16 protein-coding genes are annotated in these 20158 nt (G+C 37.4%); 9 read left to right on the plus strand and 7 right to left on the minus strand.

Features of this window, described 5'->3' with window-relative positions; translation table 11 throughout:
* Nucleotides 1-103: 103 nt before the first annotated feature.
* The 8 genes from murC to U859_RS0116825 all read left to right on the plus strand — a co-directional run bounded on the left by murC (nucleotide 104) and on the right by U859_RS0116825 (nucleotide 9659).
* Nucleotides 104-1459: a UDP-N-acetylmuramate--L-alanine ligase gene (murC, locus tag U859_RS0116785; protein WP_025144495.1), complete on the plus strand. Its 1356-nt coding sequence runs from the start codon at nucleotides 104-106 to the stop codon at nucleotides 1457-1459.
* Nucleotides 1452-2687 (plus strand): cell division protein FtsQ, encoded by a 1236-nt coding sequence (locus U859_RS0116790; protein ID WP_025144496.1) that lies wholly within the window; start codon nucleotides 1452-1454, stop codon nucleotides 2685-2687. The genes murC and U859_RS0116790 overlap by 8 nt, the downstream gene beginning before the upstream one ends.
* 5 nt (nucleotides 2688-2692) lie before the next feature.
* Nucleotides 2693-4051, plus strand: coding sequence for a cell division protein FtsA (ftsA, locus tag U859_RS0116795; RefSeq protein WP_025144497.1), 1359 nt, complete (start codon nucleotides 2693-2695; stop codon nucleotides 4049-4051).
* A 130-nt stretch (nucleotides 4052-4181) separates the two neighbouring features.
* Nucleotides 4182-5813, plus strand: coding sequence for a cell division protein FtsZ (gene ftsZ / locus U859_RS0116800; RefSeq protein ID WP_025144498.1), 1632 nt, complete (start codon nucleotides 4182-4184; stop codon nucleotides 5811-5813).
* 169 nt (nucleotides 5814-5982) lie between these two features.
* Nucleotides 5983-7224 carry an aminotransferase class I/II-fold pyridoxal phosphate-dependent enzyme gene (locus tag U859_RS0116805; protein ID WP_025144499.1) on the plus strand — a complete coding sequence of 414 codons (1242 nt, stop codon included), beginning with the start codon at nucleotides 5983-5985 and terminating at the stop codon, nucleotides 7222-7224.
* Between the two features lie 260 nt (nucleotides 7225-7484).
* Nucleotides 7485-7661, plus strand: coding sequence for a histone H1 (locus U859_RS0116815; RefSeq protein ID WP_025144501.1), 177 nt, complete (start codon nucleotides 7485-7487; stop codon nucleotides 7659-7661).
* Between the two features lie 408 nt (nucleotides 7662-8069).
* Nucleotides 8070-8990, plus strand: a complete 921-nt coding sequence (locus U859_RS0116820; protein WP_025144502.1) for a helix-turn-helix domain-containing protein — start codon at nucleotides 8070-8072, stop codon at nucleotides 8988-8990.
* Between the two features lie 186 nt (nucleotides 8991-9176).
* On the plus strand, nucleotides 9177-9659 hold the full coding sequence (locus U859_RS0116825; protein WP_025144503.1) for a GNAT family N-acetyltransferase: 483 nt from the start codon (nucleotides 9177-9179) through the stop codon (nucleotides 9657-9659).
* A gap of 138 nt (nucleotides 9660-9797) precedes the next feature.
* Here the strand turns inward: U859_RS0116825 and U859_RS0116830 are convergent, their stop codons facing one another.
* The 5 genes from U859_RS0116830 to U859_RS0116850 all read right to left on the minus strand — a co-directional run bounded on the left by U859_RS0116830 (nucleotide 9798) and on the right by U859_RS0116850 (nucleotide 15703).
* Nucleotides 9798-10088 (minus strand): hypothetical protein, encoded by a 291-nt coding sequence (locus U859_RS0116830; RefSeq protein ID WP_025144504.1) that lies wholly within the window; start codon nucleotides 10086-10088, stop codon nucleotides 9798-9800.
* 222 nt (nucleotides 10089-10310) lie between these two features.
* Nucleotides 10311-11198 carry a 4-hydroxy-tetrahydrodipicolinate synthase gene (dapA, locus tag U859_RS0116835; RefSeq protein ID WP_025144505.1) on the minus strand — a complete coding sequence of 296 codons (888 nt, stop codon included), beginning with the start codon at nucleotides 11196-11198 and terminating at the stop codon, nucleotides 10311-10313.
* Between the two features lie 242 nt (nucleotides 11199-11440).
* Nucleotides 11441-13456 (minus strand): NAD-dependent DNA ligase LigA, encoded by a 2016-nt coding sequence (gene ligA, locus U859_RS0116840; RefSeq protein WP_025144506.1) that lies wholly within the window; start codon nucleotides 13454-13456, stop codon nucleotides 11441-11443.
* A gap of 29 nt (nucleotides 13457-13485) precedes the next feature.
* Nucleotides 13486-14991, minus strand: a complete 1506-nt coding sequence (locus tag U859_RS0116845; protein ID WP_162799969.1) for a hypothetical protein — start codon at nucleotides 14989-14991, stop codon at nucleotides 13486-13488.
* Nucleotides 14992-15028: 37 nt separating this feature from the next.
* Nucleotides 15029-15703: an ACP phosphodiesterase gene (locus U859_RS0116850; RefSeq protein WP_025144508.1), complete on the minus strand. Its 675-nt coding sequence runs from the start codon at nucleotides 15701-15703 to the stop codon at nucleotides 15029-15031.
* A gap of 229 nt (nucleotides 15704-15932) precedes the next feature.
* Between U859_RS0116850 and tyrS the strand changes: the two genes are divergently transcribed.
* Complete coding sequence (gene tyrS / locus U859_RS0116855; RefSeq protein WP_025144509.1) at nucleotides 15933-17219, plus strand: tyrosine--tRNA ligase; 1287 nt, start codon at nucleotides 15933-15935, stop codon at nucleotides 17217-17219.
* Between the two features lie 67 nt (nucleotides 17220-17286).
* On the opposite strand, the gene U859_RS32680 is transcribed toward tyrS, so the two are convergent.
* The gene (locus tag U859_RS32680) at nucleotides 17287-17556 is read right to left on the minus strand and encodes a Fic family protein (protein ID WP_084153097.1); all 270 of its coding nucleotides are present in this window, start codon (nucleotides 17554-17556) and stop codon (nucleotides 17287-17289) included.
* A 623-nt stretch (nucleotides 17557-18179) separates the two neighbouring features.
* Nucleotides 18180-20153: an outer membrane beta-barrel family protein gene (locus U859_RS0116870; RefSeq protein WP_162799970.1), complete on the minus strand. Its 1974-nt coding sequence runs from the start codon at nucleotides 20151-20153 to the stop codon at nucleotides 18180-18182.
* Nucleotides 20154-20158 lie beyond the last annotated feature (5 nt).

Consider the following 20158-nt stretch of genomic DNA (forward strand, 5'->3'; position numbering starts at 1 on the left):
TGAAAAAATAGATGTGAGATATGAGAAAGAAGATTTGAGATTAGGCATTACGTCGAAAATCTCACATCTCAAATCTCAGGTCTCACATCTCAACTCAAAAAAAATGGAATTAAGCAAAATAAACAGGGTTTTCTTTGTAGGTATCGGTGGTATCGGCATGAGCGCGCTTGCCCGTTATTTTGCTAAACGCGGACAGGTGGTTTGCGGTTACGATAAAACACGTACCAAGCTGACCGAAACTTTGGAACAGGAAGGAATTTTGATTACCTATCTTGATGACGATGCTTCTTTACCATGCGCATTTTTGGATCATCATGAAGATACCCTTATAGTATACACGCCCGCAATTCCTAAAGATTCTAAAATTTTAAATCATTTTATTAATAAAAGCTTTTCGCTTAAAAAGCGTTCAGAGGTTTTAGGTATTATCAGTAAAGGCATGTTCTGCATCGCCGTTGCTGGTACGCATGGCAAAACAACAACATCATCTATTGTAGCGCATATTTTAAAAGATACCGGTTACGATTGTACAGCTTTTTTGGGTGGAATAACCAGTAACTACAATAGTAATGTGCTTTTTGGCGATAACAATGTGGTGGTAGTAGAGGCTGATGAATATGACCGTTCTTTCCTGACATTGCATCCTGATGTAGCTGTGGTTACCTCGATGGATGCCGATCATTTAGATATCTACGGAGATAAAAGCCACCTCGAAGAATCTTTCAGGTTATTTGCCGGGCAGCTGAAGACCGAAGGTACACTTTATGCACATGAAGGATTGCCTTTAGAAAATAGCATCAGTTATGCCGCTAGCCCTACAGCAACGGCAAAAGCTGAGAATTTGAGGGTAGAAGGATCGAAATTTGTATTCGATTATGCAGATGCCACACAGCGCATAAATGATATCAGCTTGATGCTTCCAGGTAAGCACAATGTAGAAAATACAACCGTTGCCATTGCCATCGCGTTACAATTGGGTATTGATGCTGAAAAAGTAAAACAAGCCGTTGCAAACTTTAAAGGAGTTAAACGCCGTTTCGAATATATTGTGAATAATGGCGATCAGATTTACATTGATGACTATGCACATCACCCTGAAGAACTGAGAGCCTGTTTTGACGCAGTGAGACAGCTTTATCCTGATAAGAAGTTAACGGTGATTTTTCAACCGCACCTTTTCACGCGTACAAGGGATTTTGCGGATGAATTTGCAAAAGTTTTAAGTACCGCAGATGAGCTGTTACTGTTAGAAATTTATCCGGCAAGAGAATTGCCCCTTGAAGGCATAAACGCGCAGTTTTTGTTGGATAAAATCACTTTGGCAGATAAACAAGTATGTGGAAAAGATTTTGTGGTTCAGCATGTTAAGGACACAAAACCTGAATTAATTTTAACAGTAGGAGCGGGCGATATCGATACCGTTATTGAGCCCTTAAAAAATATATTGAACAATGCTTAAACGGATAAACTGGAGCGCAATTTTTACTGGCTTTGCCTGGCTGATTAGCCTGGCGGGCGTGGTTGTGCTTTTGAGTTTCATCAACGTTAAAAAGCAGACAGTTAAATGTACCGATGTTAAAATCCTGATCCCTGGTGCCGATAATTTTATTGAGCGCGAAGAGATTGATGCCATTCTGAAAGAAGATCAGGGGGTATTATTGGGGCGTAACCTCGAAAATATCAATATCCATAAGATCGAGAAAAAGCTGCAGTCTAACCCATATATCGGTTTTGCAAAGGTATATGTGGATATGGATGGTGTATTACATATCGAGGTGAAGCAAAGACAACCGATCCTCCGCATTCTGAATGAGAACGGGCAGGATTTCTATATTGATAACGATGGGTTGAAAATGCCGATATCATCAAACTTTACCGCTAACGTACTGGTGGCAACAGGCCACATTAGTGAGGTTTTTGGTAGCCGCGTAGATACGTTGCATACGCAATTGGCAAGAGATCTGTATAAAACAGCTCAATATATTAAAAAAGATACGCTTTGGGATTCGCAGATCGAACAGATTGTGGTTGATCAGAAAAACGACATCGAACTGATCCCGAGAGTGGGCAATCAGCGCATCATTTTAGGTGATGCAGATTCCCTGGAAAAGAAAATGAAAAACCTTTTATTGTTTTATAAAAAAGCAATGCCGCAGGTAGGCTGGGATACTTATAAAACCATCAATATTAAATATACCAACCAGATTGTTTGCGAAAAAAGAGATTCAACAGGTTTAGGAAAAAAAGCAAAAACATTTTCGGCGGCTGATAGTTTGAGGATACAGCGAAACGTAACTGATTCATTAATAAAAAATACCATTAGTACGGTAATGGACGATCGCCCAGAAGCTGATCAGCCGGAAGCCGTACAGCCTAAAAAGCCCGAACCTAAAAAACCGGAGCCCAAAAAGGTAGAAACAAAGAAGGTAGAGCAAAAGAAAACTGAACCTAAAAAGGTTGAGCCTAAAAAAGCCGAACCAGTTAAAACAGAAACAAAAAAGCCGGTAGTTGTGCCGGCCGCCAAACCAAAGGAAACAAAACCAGCGGATAAAAAGGAAAAACCGAAGCAAACGGGAACAACACAGCCAAAGCCGGCAAAATCTGAGGCGCAATTGAAAAAAGAGAAAGAAGCAAGAGAAAAAGAAATTAAAGCCCTGGAAAAACAGTATAAAACTCAGCAAAATTAACGAATATGGACAAGGCAAAATTTACCAGTCAGTCGCCCATTGTAGTAGGATTGGATATCGGTACTACAAAAATTTGTGTTATCGTTGGTCGTAGAACACAACACGGTAAGATAGAAATCTTAGGAATAGGCAAGGCAGAATCGGCGGGTGTGACACGTGGAGTGGTTTCTAACATTCAAAAAACCGTACAGGGCATTGCTCAAGCAGTTGAAGTAGCAAGCGGACAATCCAATGTAGAAATACAGGTGGTAAATGTGGGTATTGCTGGTCAGCACATTAAGAGCTTACAGCACAGAGGAATTTTAACAAGAAGAGAATTAAACAACGAAATCGGTAAAAAAGACATCGATAAGTTGATTGATGATATGTTTAAACTGGTAATGCCACCGGGTGAAGAGATCATCCATGTATTGCCACAAGAATTTACCATCGATAACGAACCGGGCATCAAAGATCCGATCGGTATGGCAGGTGTGCGCCTTGAAGCCAACTTCCATATCATTTCAGGTCAGGTTACCGCGGTAAAAAACATTATTAAATGTGTTAACAATGCAGGACTTCAAACTCAGGATTTAATCCTTGAGCCATTGGCTTCTTCTGAATCGGTGTTGAGCGAGGAAGAAAAAGAAGCTGGTATTGCATTGGTTGATATTGGTGGTGGTACTACAGATATTGCCATTTTCCACGAAGGTATTATCCGCCACACGGCAGTAATTCCTTTTGGTGGCAATAGTGTTACCGAAGATATCAGAGAAGGTTGCTCAGTGATGCGTAACCAGGCTGAATTATTAAAAACACGTTTTGGTTCTGCACTTGCTGAGGAGAACAAAGAAAACGAAATCATTTGCGTTCCTGGTCTGCGTGGCCGTGAACCAAAAGAAATTTCGGTTAAAAACCTGGCCTATGTAATTCAGGCCCGTATGGAAGAAATTATTGAGCACGTGTATTACGAGATCAAATCTTCCGGCTATGAGAAAAAACTGATCGGTGGTATCGTAATTACCGGTGGAGGTGCTTTGCTGAAACACTTATCGCAGGCAGTAGAATATGTAACTGGCTTAGATTGCCGCATTGGTTATCCGAACGAGCATTTATCTAAATATGAAGATATGCCTAAAGCCATTTACGATGACCTTAAAAGCCCGATGTATGCAACCAGTGTGGGTTTGTTGATCAAAGGAATCCAGAAAGCAGAAGAGCTGATCGAAGAAATGAAACAGCCAGGTGTTTTTGTTGAAAAACCAAAAACAGGAAAAGAAAAAGAGAAACGCGGACCAGGTTTGTTCGATAAATTACTTGCAAAAACAAGAACATTCATTCAGGATGATATGAATGTAAGTGATGAAGATTACTTAAAAAGTTAATTATTTTTCCACAAAGAAAGAGTTTTCCACATTATTAACACTTGTGGAAAACGTCTGTTGAAAAAGTGTTAATATTACATTGAGTAATGAACAGAATTTAAAAATTTTTAAACAACTGATTCATAAAGATATGCAGTTCGAAATGTTAAAAGATAAGTCTTCAATCATCAAAGTAATTGGTGTTGGAGGCGGTGGCGGCAACGCAGTGAACCATATGTACCTTTCAGGTATCACTGGTGTGGATTTTATTATTTGTAATACAGATGCCCAGGCTTTGGAATCTAGCCCTATACCTAACAAGGTACAATTAGGCGCTAGTTTAACCGAAGGTATGGGGGCTGGTTCTATCCCTGAGGTTGGTAAAAACTCGGCGATAGAAAATATAGATGATATTAAGGCGATGTTAGGTAATACCACCAAAATGCTTTTTATTACAGCAGGAATGGGTGGTGGTACCGGTACAGGAGCTTCTCCGATTATTGCCAAAGCCGCTAAAGAACTTGATATTTTAACTGTGGCCATCATCACCACGCCATTTTCTTTCGAAGGAAAGAGACGTAGGTTACAAGCTGATGAAGGAATGGAAGAGTTAAAGAAATATGTAGATTCTTACCTGGTGATCTCTAACGATCGCCTGCGCGAAATTTTCGGAAACTTAACTCTTGGTTCTGCTTTCGGTCAGGCCGATGATATTTTAACAACTGCTGCAAAAGGTATCGCAGAGATCATTACTGTTCCGGGTTATATCAACGTGGATTTTAAGGATGTGCGTACCGTAATGAAAGATAGTGGTGTAGCCATTATGGGTAGCTTTGCTGCCGAAGGTGAAGATCGTGCCTTACAGGCAGTAGAAGGCGCTTTAGCTTCTCCACTTTTAAAAGACAATGAAATTGAAGGTGCCCGTTACATTCTATTGAATATCAGCTCTGGCTTACGTGAAGTAACAATGGATGAAGTTTCGATCATTACCGATTACATCCAGGAAAAAGCAGGCTTATCTGCCGATTTGATCTGGGGTAACTGTACAGACGAATCTTTGAGTGACAAACTTTCGGTTACCATCATTGCTACCGGATTCCAGACTTCAGAAGAACGCGTAAAAGAAGAAAAAAATAAAAAGAAAATATCACTTTTAACACCAGAAGAAGCGCCATTGGTTCGCCCTGTTGAACCTGTAAATTCTTTTATGCAGCCAAAAGAGGTTCCTTCTTATGAGCCTGTTTTGAAAGTTAAAGAAGAAGTTTCTCAGGCAGATCTTTTTGGTGGAATGTTCAATAAATCTGAAGCTCAAAAAAATCAGGAGCCTGAGAATAATGTGGTTCGCCATACTTTAATGGAAGAAGAGCCGCAAGTTGAAGAAGCACAGGAAACCGGATTTGAATTTGAGGTAAAACTGGCCGAAACCAATTTTGTGTTCGAAACACCAGTAGCTCAGATGCCGCCAATGCCAGAGCCTGAACCAGAAATCGAATTGCCGGTTGTTGGTTTAGACGATGATAAAAGCGACGAATCGATGGAAGAGCAGCTGAAAAAATCTAAAGAACGTATCTTACGTTTAAAAGATTTAAGCATGAAATTGCGCACCACCAATGGTTTACAAGAACTGGAAAATGAACCTGCTTACAAACGTAAGCAAATGCAGTTGCAACAGGTACAGCATTCGTCTGAATCGCAGGTGAGCCGCTTTACTTTAAGCAACGATCAGGATGGCGGTACAGAGATCAGACCGAACAATTCTTTCTTGCACGATAACGTTGATTAGATCAAACCAAATATAATTTTAAAGCCCCGATGTAAAACCGGGGCTTTTTTGGCATAAAATTAGCGTGTTAAAAAATCTTAATTGACACCTAAAAGATCAAGTTGGTTGATTTTAAGACGAATAAAGCTTAAATTTGCAAAATTCTTATTATAAAAAAACAGATAATACATTGGATATATTTGATAAAATAGCAAAACACATGGGGCCGCTTGGTCAACACCAGAAATGGTCTCATGGGTATTTCTCTTTTCCAAAATTAGAGGGAGAAATTGCACCTCACATGCAGTTTCGCGGAAAAGAGCATTTGGTTTGGAGCTTAAACAACTATTTAGGTTTAGCCAATCACCCGGAAGTTAGAAAGGCAGATGAAGAAGCTGCAGCTAAATTCGGTATGGCTTACCCGATGGGTGCCCGAATGATGAGCGGTAACTCTAACTATCACGAGCAGTTAGAGCAAGAACTTGCAGAATTTGTTGGCAAGCCTGATGCATTTTTATTAAACTATGGTTATCAGGGCATGGTATCCATTATCGATACTTTAGTTGATCGGAATGATGTAGTAGTGTATGATGCCGAATCTCACGCCTGTATTGTAGATGGTTTACGTTTGCATATGGGTAAACGCTTTGTTTACAAACATAACGATATAGAAAGTGCACGTAAACAATTAGAGCGTGCTACAAAGCTTGTTGAAGAAACAGGTGGTGGTATTCTTTTAATTACTGAAGGTGTTTTCGGAATGAGCGGTGCCCAGGGAAAATTAAAAGAAATTGTTGAGCTTAAAAAAGAATTCAATTTTCGTATCCTGGTTGATGATGCACATGGTTTTGGTACGATGGGTAAAACTGGTGCAGGTACACACGAAGCACAGGATTGTATCGATGGTATTGATGTTTACTTTGGTACTTTTGCAAAATCTATGGCGGGTATTGGTGCTTTCGTAGCTTCAACAGAACAGATTACCAACTTTTTAAGGTATAACATGCGTTCTCAAACATTTGCTAAGGCATTGCCAATGCCAATGGTAATCGGTTTATTAAAGCGCTTAGAATTGCTGAAAAGCCAGCCTGAGTTGAAAGATAAACTTTGGGAAATCGCCATGACTTTACAAAAAGGTTTACGCGAACGTGGTTTCGACTTAGGTGTTACCGATTCGGTAGTTACCCCTGTTTTCTTAAAAGGAGAACTTTCTGATGCCACGGCAATTACCTACGATTTACGCGAAAACTATAGCATTTTCTGTTCAATTGTTGTATATCCGGTAATTCCAAAAGGAATGATCGAATTACGTTTAATTCCTACTGCAGTTCATACATTGGAAGACGTACAACGTACTTTAGATGCTTTTAGCGAAGTAGCCGAAAAATTAGAAAACGGATACTATAAGGAGAATCTTTTCGCAACTGTTTAAAATCACCTAAAATTTTACAAAGCCCTTTAAATGCATTTAAAGGGCTTTTTTATTTTTGTTGTTTTTTATAAAATACTGATTTTTAGTATTTTATATTGTTTTTCTGTCGCTTTTATGTTTATAAACATACTAAATGTGGAAAAAAACGATTTAGAAGGCCGTTTTTTATTGCACCAAAAATTTTTTTATTTCAGTAAACCCTTTAAATTAGAGTAGAAAATTAAAAATCAAACCTTAAAAGAACCATAAATTAATTAAAAATGAAAAAATTCGAAGAAGTAAAGAGTTTAGTGACAGCTTTGGAAGCTGATGCAGACAAATTTTATAACAAAGGTAACAGCGCTGCTGGTACCCGTGTACGTAAAGGTATGCAGGATCTGAAAAATTTAGCTCAGGCGATCCGTTTGGAAGTACAAGACACTAAAAACAAAGCTTAACAATCAAAATATTTTTATCTGAGCCTTGGGATATTTCCTGAGGCTTTTTTGTTTAACACAATTTTGAAAAACTTGTAGTGCATAAACATGTTAAATATTGTAAAATATATAAGACAATTTATCATTGATTAGGTAATTTGTTAGCTTTCTTCTTTTACAAACCGTATATTCATTTCGGTTAATTCGGCTAAGAATCCAAAATTTAAACTTCACTACTTAAGCATTATTATTGCCTGGCATTTAATTGTAAAACATAACAGAATACCAAACCGCTCTCAAAAAGATATCCGGTTTATCTGGCTACTCAGATAAACATGTATAAATAATTAACATTATTAACGGTATTAAGTGTCAGATTTACATTATAATCGAGCAAATAGCGAAGACGTCGGGCTTATCCTGGATGTTATGCGCACCGTACATCCCGTAGATGTTAAATTAACCGAAGCGTTTGATAAACACCTTTTGCGTTTAAAGATAAAAAAGGGACAGATCCTTTTCAGGGAAGACGAAGTGTGTGAGTACATGTATTTTATTGTGAAAGGTGCGTTAATGGGTTGTACTACACATAATAAGCAAAAAATTACCACTTATATATCTGTTGAATTTGATTTTGTTAGTTCCATCTCCGGCCTCCATGGATCTGATTACTCCAAAGAATATGTGGTGGCTGTTGAAGATACCGAATTGTTGGCCATGCACAATAATGAGCTTAACCAGCTCTTCGAATATCATTTCGAACTAAATTACATTTTCAGGGTAGTTTTGGAAAAATATTACAAAGATGCCCAGCAACGTGCACATATTATACGCGTAGGAAATGCAAAAGAAAGATATCTCTATTTTGCCAAAACCAATCCAGGTTATTTAGACCGTTTGCCTTTAGAGCTGATCGCCTCCCTTCTGAATGTTAAAACTTCAACGCTCTTGTCCATAAGAAAAAGCTTTTCTCTTTCTAAAGATCATGCAGAAGAGCTTCAGGAATGGGGACAAAAGTTAGAGTTGTATGTTAATAAACATCAGTCATTCCGTAATAAGAATATCAGGCTTCAATCCCTTGCCCTTGATATAGGAATTAGTAGTCACAGGCTTTCTGTTGTATTAAACAACTATTTTAATAAGAGTTTTATCGATTACATTAATCAATACCGCATTAACTGGATTAAAGACAGCATCAGAAATCCACAAATCATGCAAAACTTTACCTTAGAGGCATTGGCCTACAGCGCCGGCTTCTCGTCACGTAGTGCCTTTTATAGCGCTTTTAAAAAGCTTGTTGGAATGAGCCCGGTAGCGTACTTAAAAAACCTCTCTGATGAAAAACGTTAGCTTAACGTTTTTGTTACGTAAACACTTGCCAGAGGTACTTTTTTTGATATAGTTGTGTTGATTTATAATACAGGACAAACTTGTTTCTGCATTATAGGTAATAAGCATTTTGTTTAATTAATTTAGTATATCAAACATACACTATAGAATTTATAGGTTAATAAAATTGCTAAAATTGATTAAACTATGATTAGAATTATGCGCTCATCAGATTGGGACGAAGTCAGTGCTATTTATCGGGAAGGAATCGAAACAGGTACTGCAAGTTTTAGAAGCCCGGATATTTCCTGGAAAGACTGGGATTCATCACACCTTAAAGCCTGCAGATTTGTGGCTTTACAAAATAAAGAAATTATAGGTTGGAGTGCGCTTTTGCCAGTATTAGCCAATTATGATGTTGGTGGGGTTGGAGAAATTGAGGTGTATGTTAAACCTGGTTACAAAGGGCAAGGGATTGGTTCTTCTTTATTAAATGCTTTAATTACTGAAAGCGAAAACAAAGGTATCTGGATGCTTCAGGCGGGTATCTTCCTTCAGAATTCTGCTTTGTTAAAAATCCATGAAAAGGCTGGCTTTAGGGTAGTAGGGTATCGAGAGAAAATAGGTAAAGCAAAAGGCGTATGGCAGGATAATCTGCTAATGGAAAGAAGAAATAAATTAATTGCCTGATCTGATAAAAAAGAAGGTTGTATTACAGAGGTAAATTTCTTTATATGCTGTCATGTTGAGCCGGTCGAAACACATTAAACAAGTCCTTCGACAAGCTCAGGATGACAAATCTATATTTCTAATAGGTTCCCTTTTTTTCTACCTGATAAATTTATAATCATCAATTCGATCTGATTTAACAAATCGGCTCAATTTTCCCTGATAAAAATAAAAGAAGGTATATGGTTCTGGCTTAGGAATGAATGTTGTAGAGATACTGCGGTATATATTTGTACCATCATCACTAGCCAACATCAATTCAGCAGACCGGTTAACCCGTTTAAATTCATTTTCTGGCATACCAATAGTAATAGAAGATTCTTGGTACGACCTGCTTTTGCAGCCCATGGCCATTATTGCCACCAGGCCAATTAAAATTAATTTTCTCATTGTGTGTGTTTATTTGTGTGTGGAGAAACGCAATTCAATAATAATGCCCTGAACGACACTAAGACATCTATCAAACTAAAATTTTTGTTTTTAGTTCTAATGTGTTGATTATGAGTTTATTTCTTTTGGTAATTTTTTATTTACACAAAAAAACAGACTGCTATCTTTTGCACTTTTAGCAAAATCAAACAGTCTGTTCCTGAATATTATCGTTTATAGGGATTAAGCTACTACACTTAATTTTTCTACCTCTGCTATAATTAATTGTTCTAAGGCCGAAGAAGCTTTAACCAATGGCAATCGCACGGTATCTCCACAAATACCAAGGTGTTTAAGTGCGGCTTTAACTCCGGCAGGATTACCTTCTGCAAAAGCCAAACGAGTAAACTCAATTAAGCTTAAATGTGCAGGTAAAGCTGCTTTATAATCGCCGGCCAGGCACAGGTTTACCATATCGGTAAACTGTTTAGGCAATGCATTTCCGATTACCGATATAATACCGGCCGCTCCTAAAGCAATCATGGGTAAAGTAACCGGATCATCGCCTGAGATTAAAAGAAAATCTTTAGGTTTATCTCTCATAATCTGGTTAAACTGATCAAAACTTCCTGAAGCTTCCTTTGTTGCAATGATGTTTTTAAAATCATGTGCCAGTCTGCAGGTTGTTTCCGGACTCATATTGCTCCCGGTACGGCCTGGTACATTGTATAAAATCAGATCCAGAGGAGAAATTTCAGCTAAATGTTTATAGTGCTGATAAATGCCTTCCTGTGTGGGTTTATTGTAATAAGGACTAACCGATAAAATGGCGCTGTAACCTGTGGTATCGAATGATTTAATGTCTTCAGCAACAGCAAGTGTATTGTTACCCCCAATTCCGGCAACCAATGGTAATCTGTTATTGTTAATTTCAGCAGTATAGGCCCACACCTTCTTCTTCTCGTCCTTGGTCATTGTAGCGGTTTCGCCGGTTGTACCTAAAGAAACGAGGTAATCTATCCCTCCGTCTACCAAATGATTAATCAGGTTTTTTAAGCCATTATAATCAACTGATCCATCTGTGTTGAAAGGCGTAACCAATGCTACACCAGTACCCTGAAATTTGTTCATTATATAATTTTACTTTTTGTTTTTACCACGGAACCACGAAGGTAACGAGGTTTTATCTTTTGTTTTTACAAACAGTTTAATTTTTTACCACTAAGCCACAAAGGCACCAAGGTTTTGTTTTTTATAAATAGCCATTTATGATTAGCAATTTCATTCATCCCTTAAAGTTTTAAAATGGTTTTTAAAGCAATAGGGATACTTTTAATTAATTAACTTTGTGTTTTCGTGCCTTTGTGGTAAACTTAACCACTTATCATTTCCAATAACTCAGCATCGCTGATGATCGGTACGTTTAACTTGTTTGCTTTTTCCAGTTTTGAAGGGCCCATGTTATCGCCCGCTACCAAATAATTCAATTTACCCGAAATACCGCTCAGCATCTTGCCTCCATTGGCCTCAATCATGTCTTTTAGCTCATCGCGGCTATAGTTCTCAAAAACGCCCGAAATTACGAATGTTTTTCCAATAAGTCTATCACTATCAAGCGTAATTACCTTTTCTTCAATTTGGAACTGTAATCCTGCTAATTTTAATAATTCTACCTGCTTTAAGTGCTCTTCTTTTCCAAAATACTCAACAATACTCTCTGCAATGCGTTGCCCGATCTCATCAATTGCAATTAATTCTTCCACGGTAGCTTTTGAAAGATTGTCGATATTTTTTACTCCTGCAGCTGTTTTTCTCGCAACAGTTTCTCCAACATAACGGATTCCCAAACCAAAAAGCACTTTTTCAAAAGGCATTTCTTTCGACTTTTCAATCCCGGCAAGCATATTATCGATTGAACGTTCACCAAAACGCTCTAAAGTTTTAAGCTGATCTGATTTTTGATATAGCATATATAAATCACTGATGTGCCTTACCAGGCCTTGTTTATAAAAAGTTTCGATGGTTTCATCGCCAAGTCCATCAATATTCATCGCCTTGCGTGAAATGAAATGCTGGATTTTACCCACAATCTGTGGCGGACAACCTTCGTCGTTCGGACAGTAATGTACCGCTTCACCTTCTTTTCTGATCAGTTCGGTACCGCATTCAGGACAGTTATGCAGGTAATGTACTTTTGCAGCTCCCACTAAACGTTTATCAAGATTTACTTTAATAATTTTCGGGATAATCTCACCACCTTTTTCTACATAAACGGTATCACCTTCGTGAAGGTCTAAACGGTCAATTTCGTTGGCATTGTGCAAAGTAGCACGTTTAACCGTCGTTCCTGCAAGTAAAACAGGTTTTAAGTTGGCCACAGGGGTAACCGCACCTGTTCTGCCTACCTGATAAGTTACTTTTTCTAAAACGGTTTCTACTTCAGCCGCTTTGTATTTATAAGAGATGGCCCAACGTGGTGATTTGGAAGTAAAACCCAGTTCTTGTTGTTGCGCATAATTATTTACTTTGATTACAATACCATCAATATCGTAGCTTAATTTAAAACGCTCATCTTCCCAGTAATGGATAAATTCGAGAACAGCATCTATACCCGAAACTAACTTTGTGTGTTCACAAACATGGAATCCCCACTCTTTTACAGCATTTAAACTATCCCAATGGGTTTTAAATTCATTTTTATCGGTATACAAAAAGTAGATAAAGCCATCTAAAGGTCTTTTGGCTACTTCTTTGCTATCCTGCATTTTTATGGTACCCGAAGCAAAATTACGCGGATTGGCATAAGCAATTTCGCCCAATTCCTCACGGGCGGCATTTAAGCGTAAAAAAGCTGCTTTATGCATAAAAATCTCTCCACGAATTTCGAAATGTTCAGGCGCAACAGTTGATTTAATCTGATGGGGGATAGTGTGAATGGTTTTAACGTTACTGGTTACATCATCTCCTTTGGTACCATCACCGCGGGTAACGGCACGTAAAAGTTTTCCGTTTTCGTAAGTAAGGCTGATTGATAAGCCGTCAAATTTCAATTCGCAAACGTATTCGAAATTATCGCCAATGGCTTTACGGATACGTTCGTCAAAATCACGGAGATCTTGCTCATTATAGGTATTCCCCAACGATAACATGGGGTATTTATGGTTCACGGTAACAAAATTTTTGGTGATATCGCCACCTACGCGTTGTGTTGGTGAGTTAGGATCGGCAAAATCAGGATTTGCTTTTTCCAGCTCAATTAGTTGTTTTAGTTTTTTGTCGAATTCATAATCGCCAATAGTGGGCATAGCCAGCACATAATAATTATAATTGTGCTGATTCAATTCGGCCACAAGGGCATCCATTTCTTTTTGTATTGCAGATAGGGGCATTTACAAATATAAAAAAAGGTAAAGAGTGATTAATATTTAAGTTGTAATAGTTGTAAATCTACTTTTTTGCTAAAAATACCCATACGCTCCACAAATGGGATAACAAAGCTATCATTTAACCAACTGATATATTCTGTGTTGGCATAATATGAATTTTTTATATCATCCTTAGAGATCATATTAATTTTATTCATTTTGCCTGATTCAAGATCCATTTCGGCATATAGCGTAGCAACAGCTGTAATACCATCTGTTTGATTTGCTAACATACGCAAGGTGTTGTTTGCCAGATTGAAGGATACCTCAGAACCTTCTCCCATGGCACTGCTGACATAATCTCGGGGAATAAATTGATGATATAAGGGCTTCATTTCACTATTATAGGCATTTATTAAAACTGACCCTTCGGAAGTTGAAGTTCCATGGCTACTACTATATACAGAGCGGGGAGAGATGGTAACCAATAATTTATCGTTGTATTCTGTGATTTGCCTAATATCCATAAACTTGCTATTGGAAAAATTTAAATCCCTGAATTTTTTATTGGCTGGTACAAAAGACTTTTGAAGTTCTTTAAGGTGATCTTTATCGAATACTTCTCTCGTTGATGTATAGGTGCCATTATTAAAATCAATTTTAGCAATTAATGTGGAACGTTCCTTATTTGCATTTTTATAAAAGATGCCAATGTAATTTACCAGGGACTTCTTGCTGCTTGCAAAACTGATTGTTGAAATATCGTCCTGACTAATTGCATCGACAGGGATGCTTACCGTTTTAAGAGGGGTTGGGGTATTACTGAGATAGATTGCCACATTACATTTTCCCTTGGCTGCATCTACTGTACTGATAATGAAACTGCCGTCATCTCCGCAAGATGCTTTCCATGTATCGCCGTCGGGCATATCGGGTTCCATTTTTTGTATCTGCTCCAATTTGTCATTAAAGTCGATTACAGTATAGCTTTGCGACTCATTAAAATCCTTTTCCAGTTTTAATGCTGTAAAGAAACCAACAACAGGTAATCCAATATGTACCTTTCGTTTTAAGCCTGTTAGCCTTGTAGCCATTTTAAAATAGGAGCCATCTTTGGCTATGAAGAATTCTGGTGTTTCAACAAAATCTTTACTTCCCTCATAAATTATCTTTTCTGAAACGAGTTTGCCGGTTTTTTCTTCTAACAGATAAGCTTTAAACTGGTTGGTAAAACTTTTGAAAAAACTACGGTCAGAAGCTGCTATAATTATGACATCGTTTTTGAACTTTCCAATGGCCATTGGAAAACCAGAAAGTTCAGTTAACCACTTTTGGTTTAATTTATCATCAACGGTAACAACGGCAAAATCTGCTTTGGGAACATCAACAATCATTGCAATGGCATTGCCGGATAAATCTACTTTTGATCCGGATTTGCTATCATAGGAAGCTTTTATATTCCAGGTAGGCTTTTTAATCACATTTACCTGCGTTTGGGCAAGGCAACTAAAATGGTAAAAAATTGATAATAGAAATAAGAACGTTAGTTTTGTTTTCATGAAATTGTTTGGTTTTTCGCCAAATATATTAAAATATTTAAGCCAATTTCCCCTCAATTTCCTTAAAAATATCCATAAAATCTTTTTGTAAAACCGCTTTAAAAATCCCAAGTTCGAAAGTAAGTTGTTGCAGCTGTATTTCGTTCAATGTTTCGGGCCAGAGGCGCATGCATATCCTGTTAAGCGCATAACTGATGTTTTCGAGTTGCTGATAGCTTAAGAGGTATTTACTGCTGATAAACTTCTCCAGGAAGTTAAAAAATACTTCCGGCTCCTTGAGCTTACAGTGTTCCAGGAAATCGCTTAAAGATTCTTTTTTTACGGTATTGAGCTTATCGTAAAAATGATGTACCTGAATGAGGTTATGTTCGATCAATAAATGATCAAGTAAAAGCTCTAAGCCAATATGGGCAAGAAATGAGGGCCTTACAGCGGTGTTTTCTACAATCGGCTTAATAAGCTGTTTAAGTTCGGTGGTTTTCTCCAGAAAAAAATCAGATGAGTGGAAAAACAGATCTACTGCTAAATGTCTCTTCCAGCCAACTAACAGATTTTCTTCATCAGGATTTCCTTTAAACAGGAATTCATTCTTTTGTGGGTATAAATTAGCCTCTTTAGAAGCATTTTTGACCAGATCGGGCAAAACAGTTCCCATTACCACATTGGCATCAATATTAGCCCTATCGAAATAGTAATGGGATAAAAAGTTCATTTTGCAAGGTAATGTTTTCTTGTATAGTTGTAAAGTGCGAAAAGTAAAATATTAATAGCGTGTTCAAAATCAATCCATTTGAATTCATCCTGCTTTGAAACATGTACTGGCTAAGTATATTTAAAGCCGCAAAAAATGATTTTAAGAACTGTTTTACAAAACCAACTAATTTGCTTTAAACTAAGCTAAAATTTTATCTTTGCACGCACATTATTAAAGTGTTTGTACAATGACGAATTTTGTTGAAGAGTTAAGATGGCGTGGCATGCTGCATGATATTATGCCGAATACTGAAGAAAAGTTAAAAGAGGGTATGACATCTGGTTATATCGGTTTCGACCCTACTGCAGATTCGTTGCATGTTGGTCACTTAACGCAGATCATGACGCTGATCCATTTTCAAAATGCAGGTCACAAGCCATTTGCTTTGGTGGGTGGAGCTACAGGTATGGTGGGCGATCCATCAGGGAAGTCTGATGAGCGTAATCTTCAAACGCCCGAAATGATCGAGCATAACCTAAAAGGAATGAAAAAGCAATTGGCTAAATTCCTGAAATTTGAAGAAGGTGGTAATGGAGCGGTAATGGTTAACAATGCGGATTGGTTTAAGGATATGAACCTTTTTACCTTTATCAGGGATGTTGGTAAACACATTACCGTAAACTACATGATGGCAAAAGACAGCGTTAAAAGACGTTTGGAAGGCGATTCTGGTTTGTCTTTTACCGAATTTTGTTACCAGTTGATTCAAGGTTACGATTTTTACCATTTATGGAAAAATGAAAACTGTTTGGTGCAGATGGGTGGTTCCGATCAATGGGGAAACATTGTTACAGGTACAGAGCTAATCAGAAGGAAAGATGCCGGAACAGCTTATGCAATTACCACGCAGCTGATCAAAAAAGCAGATGGAACAAAATTCGGTAAAACCGAGAGTGGTGCCGTTTGGTTGGATCCTGAGAAAACCTCACCATATAAATTTTACCAGTTTTGGTTAAATGCATCAGATGATGATGTGAAAAAATGGATCCGCATTTTTACCCTTAAAAATAAAGAAGAGATTGAGGCTTTGGAAAAAGAACACGATGCTGCACCACACCTGCGTATTCTTCAAAAAGCGTTAGCAGAAGATATCACCATCAAAACGCACTCGGCAGAAGCTTTAGAAACTGCTATTAAAACATCCGAATTTTTATTTGGAAACGGATCATTAGAGTTCTTAAGGGGCTTATCTGATGCAGCAGTATTAGATATATTTGATGGGATTCCCCAGTACAAGATTCTGATAGAAGAACTTGGCGCCGGAATTGATGCAGCAAGTTTACTGGCCGAAAAATCAGCAATTTTCCCTTCAAAAGGAGAAGCTAAAAAAACCATTCAAGGTGGAGGCGTTTCTGTAAATAAAGAAAAAGTAGCTGAAATGGCTCAGGTATTTAATGCGGATCATTTAATAAACGATAAATTTATCGTGGTTCAAAAAGGAAAGAAAAACTACTTTCTTTTAATTGCAGAATAAAATTTTCGGGCCCAATGAAATTAAAAGATTGGGCTCGAATTTAAAATTACATTAAAGAAAATTAGAGTTACCTGCTTTTTAAGAATTTTTCTTTAACCTTGAAGCTTTCTATCAATCGGTCGGCTATAAAGTTGAGCATTGATCCTGGACTATTCTCTTCTGCCTCAAAACTGTTCATATAATCCAACTTATTTATCGATTTTATGAAAATTGGCGGGTATTTAGATTTAAGTAGGATGATGTTCATTATGATTCTCGCGATTCTTCCATTTCCATCACCAAAGGGATGAATATTGTTTAGGAACTGAAAATGAAAGTCTGTTACAATTTTTAAGATATGGTCATCTTTCCATTAGGAATTAAAATTTGGGGCAACAAACTCTTTAAGTAATTGTATGGTTTGCCCGTAAGTCAGTGCATTACCTTCAATCTTATTTGAGTTGTAAGTGAAATCTATCTTGATTTTTTCAATGAAGTCTTGGTCCCAGTCTTTGTTTGTACCAGCTTCATCTATTTTTTTTTTAGGCGCTCAATTTTTTTTAATTTTGCTGAAATCTCCATTAAAGAAACTTAATATCATAATCAAACCCTTTGGTCTTAATTTTAAGAAGCCAGTTTCTATAAAGGTTTTTCCCGATAACAGGTTTTCCCTCTTTAATCATCAGGGTTTCTCCAAAAATAAAATGCTGGAGATCCTGCCGGAATTCTTTACGGACATCGTGTAGAAATATTGTTTCCTTTTTATCCGGGATTTCAGACAGGTGTTTTAATCGCTTTGATATTAGATTCAAACTTGGCATTTCTATTTTTAAGATTTATCCTATATGTCAAAATTAACAGTTTTTGATCAATTTTTCTATATAAAGGATATAAAGTTGGCTTTCTTTCAGAAAAAACCTTTCCCACGATGATATCAGATCTAAAAGCTTTTATCTTAAGTTTACTTTATTTGTTTTTGATTTACTCCTGATCCGGCAACCTGTCCTTTTCATCTTTCTTGCGGTTAAAACGGTAAACCAATGTAGCGGTGGTTAATCTTCCGATACCCTTAAAACTCGATTCTAAATAATAAGTAGCTGTTGAGGTAATCTGTTTATCGATAAATGAATCGAAAATGTTGTTCACCGCTATGGTTAAAGATACCTTATCTTTAAAAAAATCTTTACTTAAAGCAATGTTGGCACGGTACTGCGCTTTATTTACCGATTGGATATCGGTATTTTTAGCCCTATAGTTAAAACTGAATTCGATCGAAAAACTCTTTTGGAACTTCATGCGCGAATTGATACGGGTAAACCAGGTATGGTCTTCAGATCCATATTTTTTATCTTCAAAAGTACCCTGCTGTTTAAAAGCATAGTAATTAAAATCCCACGATAGGCGCCACCAGGATAGGGGATTGTAAGTGGTCGATATTTCGAGCCCATAACGATCTTCGTAATCTAAATTGACAGGGGTGTTTACAAAACCATTAGCAGATTGCTTGAGTATAAATTCGAAGTAATTGGTGGCATGTTTGTAATACACAGATGGATTGAAAGTGAGTTTCCCCCATCTTTGTAATGCACCCAGTTCGAACGAATTAGTGTACATTGGATTTAAATCAGGGTTGCCTACGGTTAAATTTCTTGTGTCTGATAAACCTGAAAAGGGGTTTAACTGCCAAAACTGCGGCCTGTTTATTCTTCTGCTATAACTCAACCTCAAATCTGTGCTCTTTTGCAGTTTATAGGTAATATTTGCGGTTGGGAAAAGATCGATATAATCCTTAGAAGCCTGAAAAGAACCCTGCCGGTCTGAAATGCCAATATCCGATAGTTCTGCCCTTAAGCCCAGCAGATAATTGAATTTTTTAAATTTGTTCTCATACTGAAAATAAGCACCATAAATGTTCTCATTGTACTTAAGCTTATTATCATAGGTGGGGAGCAGTACATCATCCGCCATTGCCCAATAATCGCTTCTGATCGATCGGATATTTCCTCTTATACCGGCCTCGAATTTCGAACCGCCGGAAAAAGTACCCACAAAATCGCTCTGAATAAATATTGCATCACTACTTTCAATGTCCCTTGAGGTTAAACGGTTAATGTTGCTTAAAGCTGGGAAAGTTTTTTGCTGGATAATATCCTGGTTCTCATCATCATTCCAAAAAACATACTGTAAACTCGTATTCCATTTCTGATCCTTATTATCAAAGGTTTTTACATAATTCAGTTCGAGCTGATTGTATTTTTGCGGCTCCCGGTAATTTTCGAAACGTTTAATCACGCTATCGGGTGCATCATTTTTATCGTAATAATTGTACCGGTAACTGGTAGTATCTTTATTTACCAGTAAATCATGATAAAAACTGCCTGTTAAGGTGTTTTTTGGATTGATGTAGTAATCCATTCCGATATAAGCATTATAAAGGTCGTCATTTCTACCCTGCTCATTATGCTGTCTCAGTATGGTCTGTATTCCATTATTCAAAACATTTTGATAGCGCTGTTCCGACCCGTATAGGTTTCTATACCTGTAACCGATATTGGTAAAGATGTTGATTTTTTCGGTTTTATAGCTCAGGTTTAAATTGCCATTATAATTTGCCGGATCACCAATACCTACCTGTACTGAGCCGTTAAAACCGCTTAGTGTATTCTTTTTTAATACAATATTGATAATGCCTCCACCACCCTGTGCTTCATATCTGGAAGAGGGGTTGGTAATCACTTCCACCTTTTCAATATTGCTGGCCGGTATCTGTTCTAATCCATTGTTATTGGTCAGCATGGATGGTTTTCCGTTAATCAATACCTGTACACTTCCATTTCCACGTAAACTTATGGCGCCATTGGCATCTACATTTACAGAAGGCACATTGTTTAAAATGTCATTTGCAGTGCCTCCTTTCGAGATAAGATCTTTACCCACATTAAATACTTTTGGCAATGACA

It is taken from the genome of Pedobacter jeongneungensis, assembly GCF_000633455.1.
Classification (GTDB): Bacteria; Bacteroidota; Bacteroidia; order Sphingobacteriales; family Sphingobacteriaceae; genus Pedobacter; species Pedobacter jeongneungensis_A.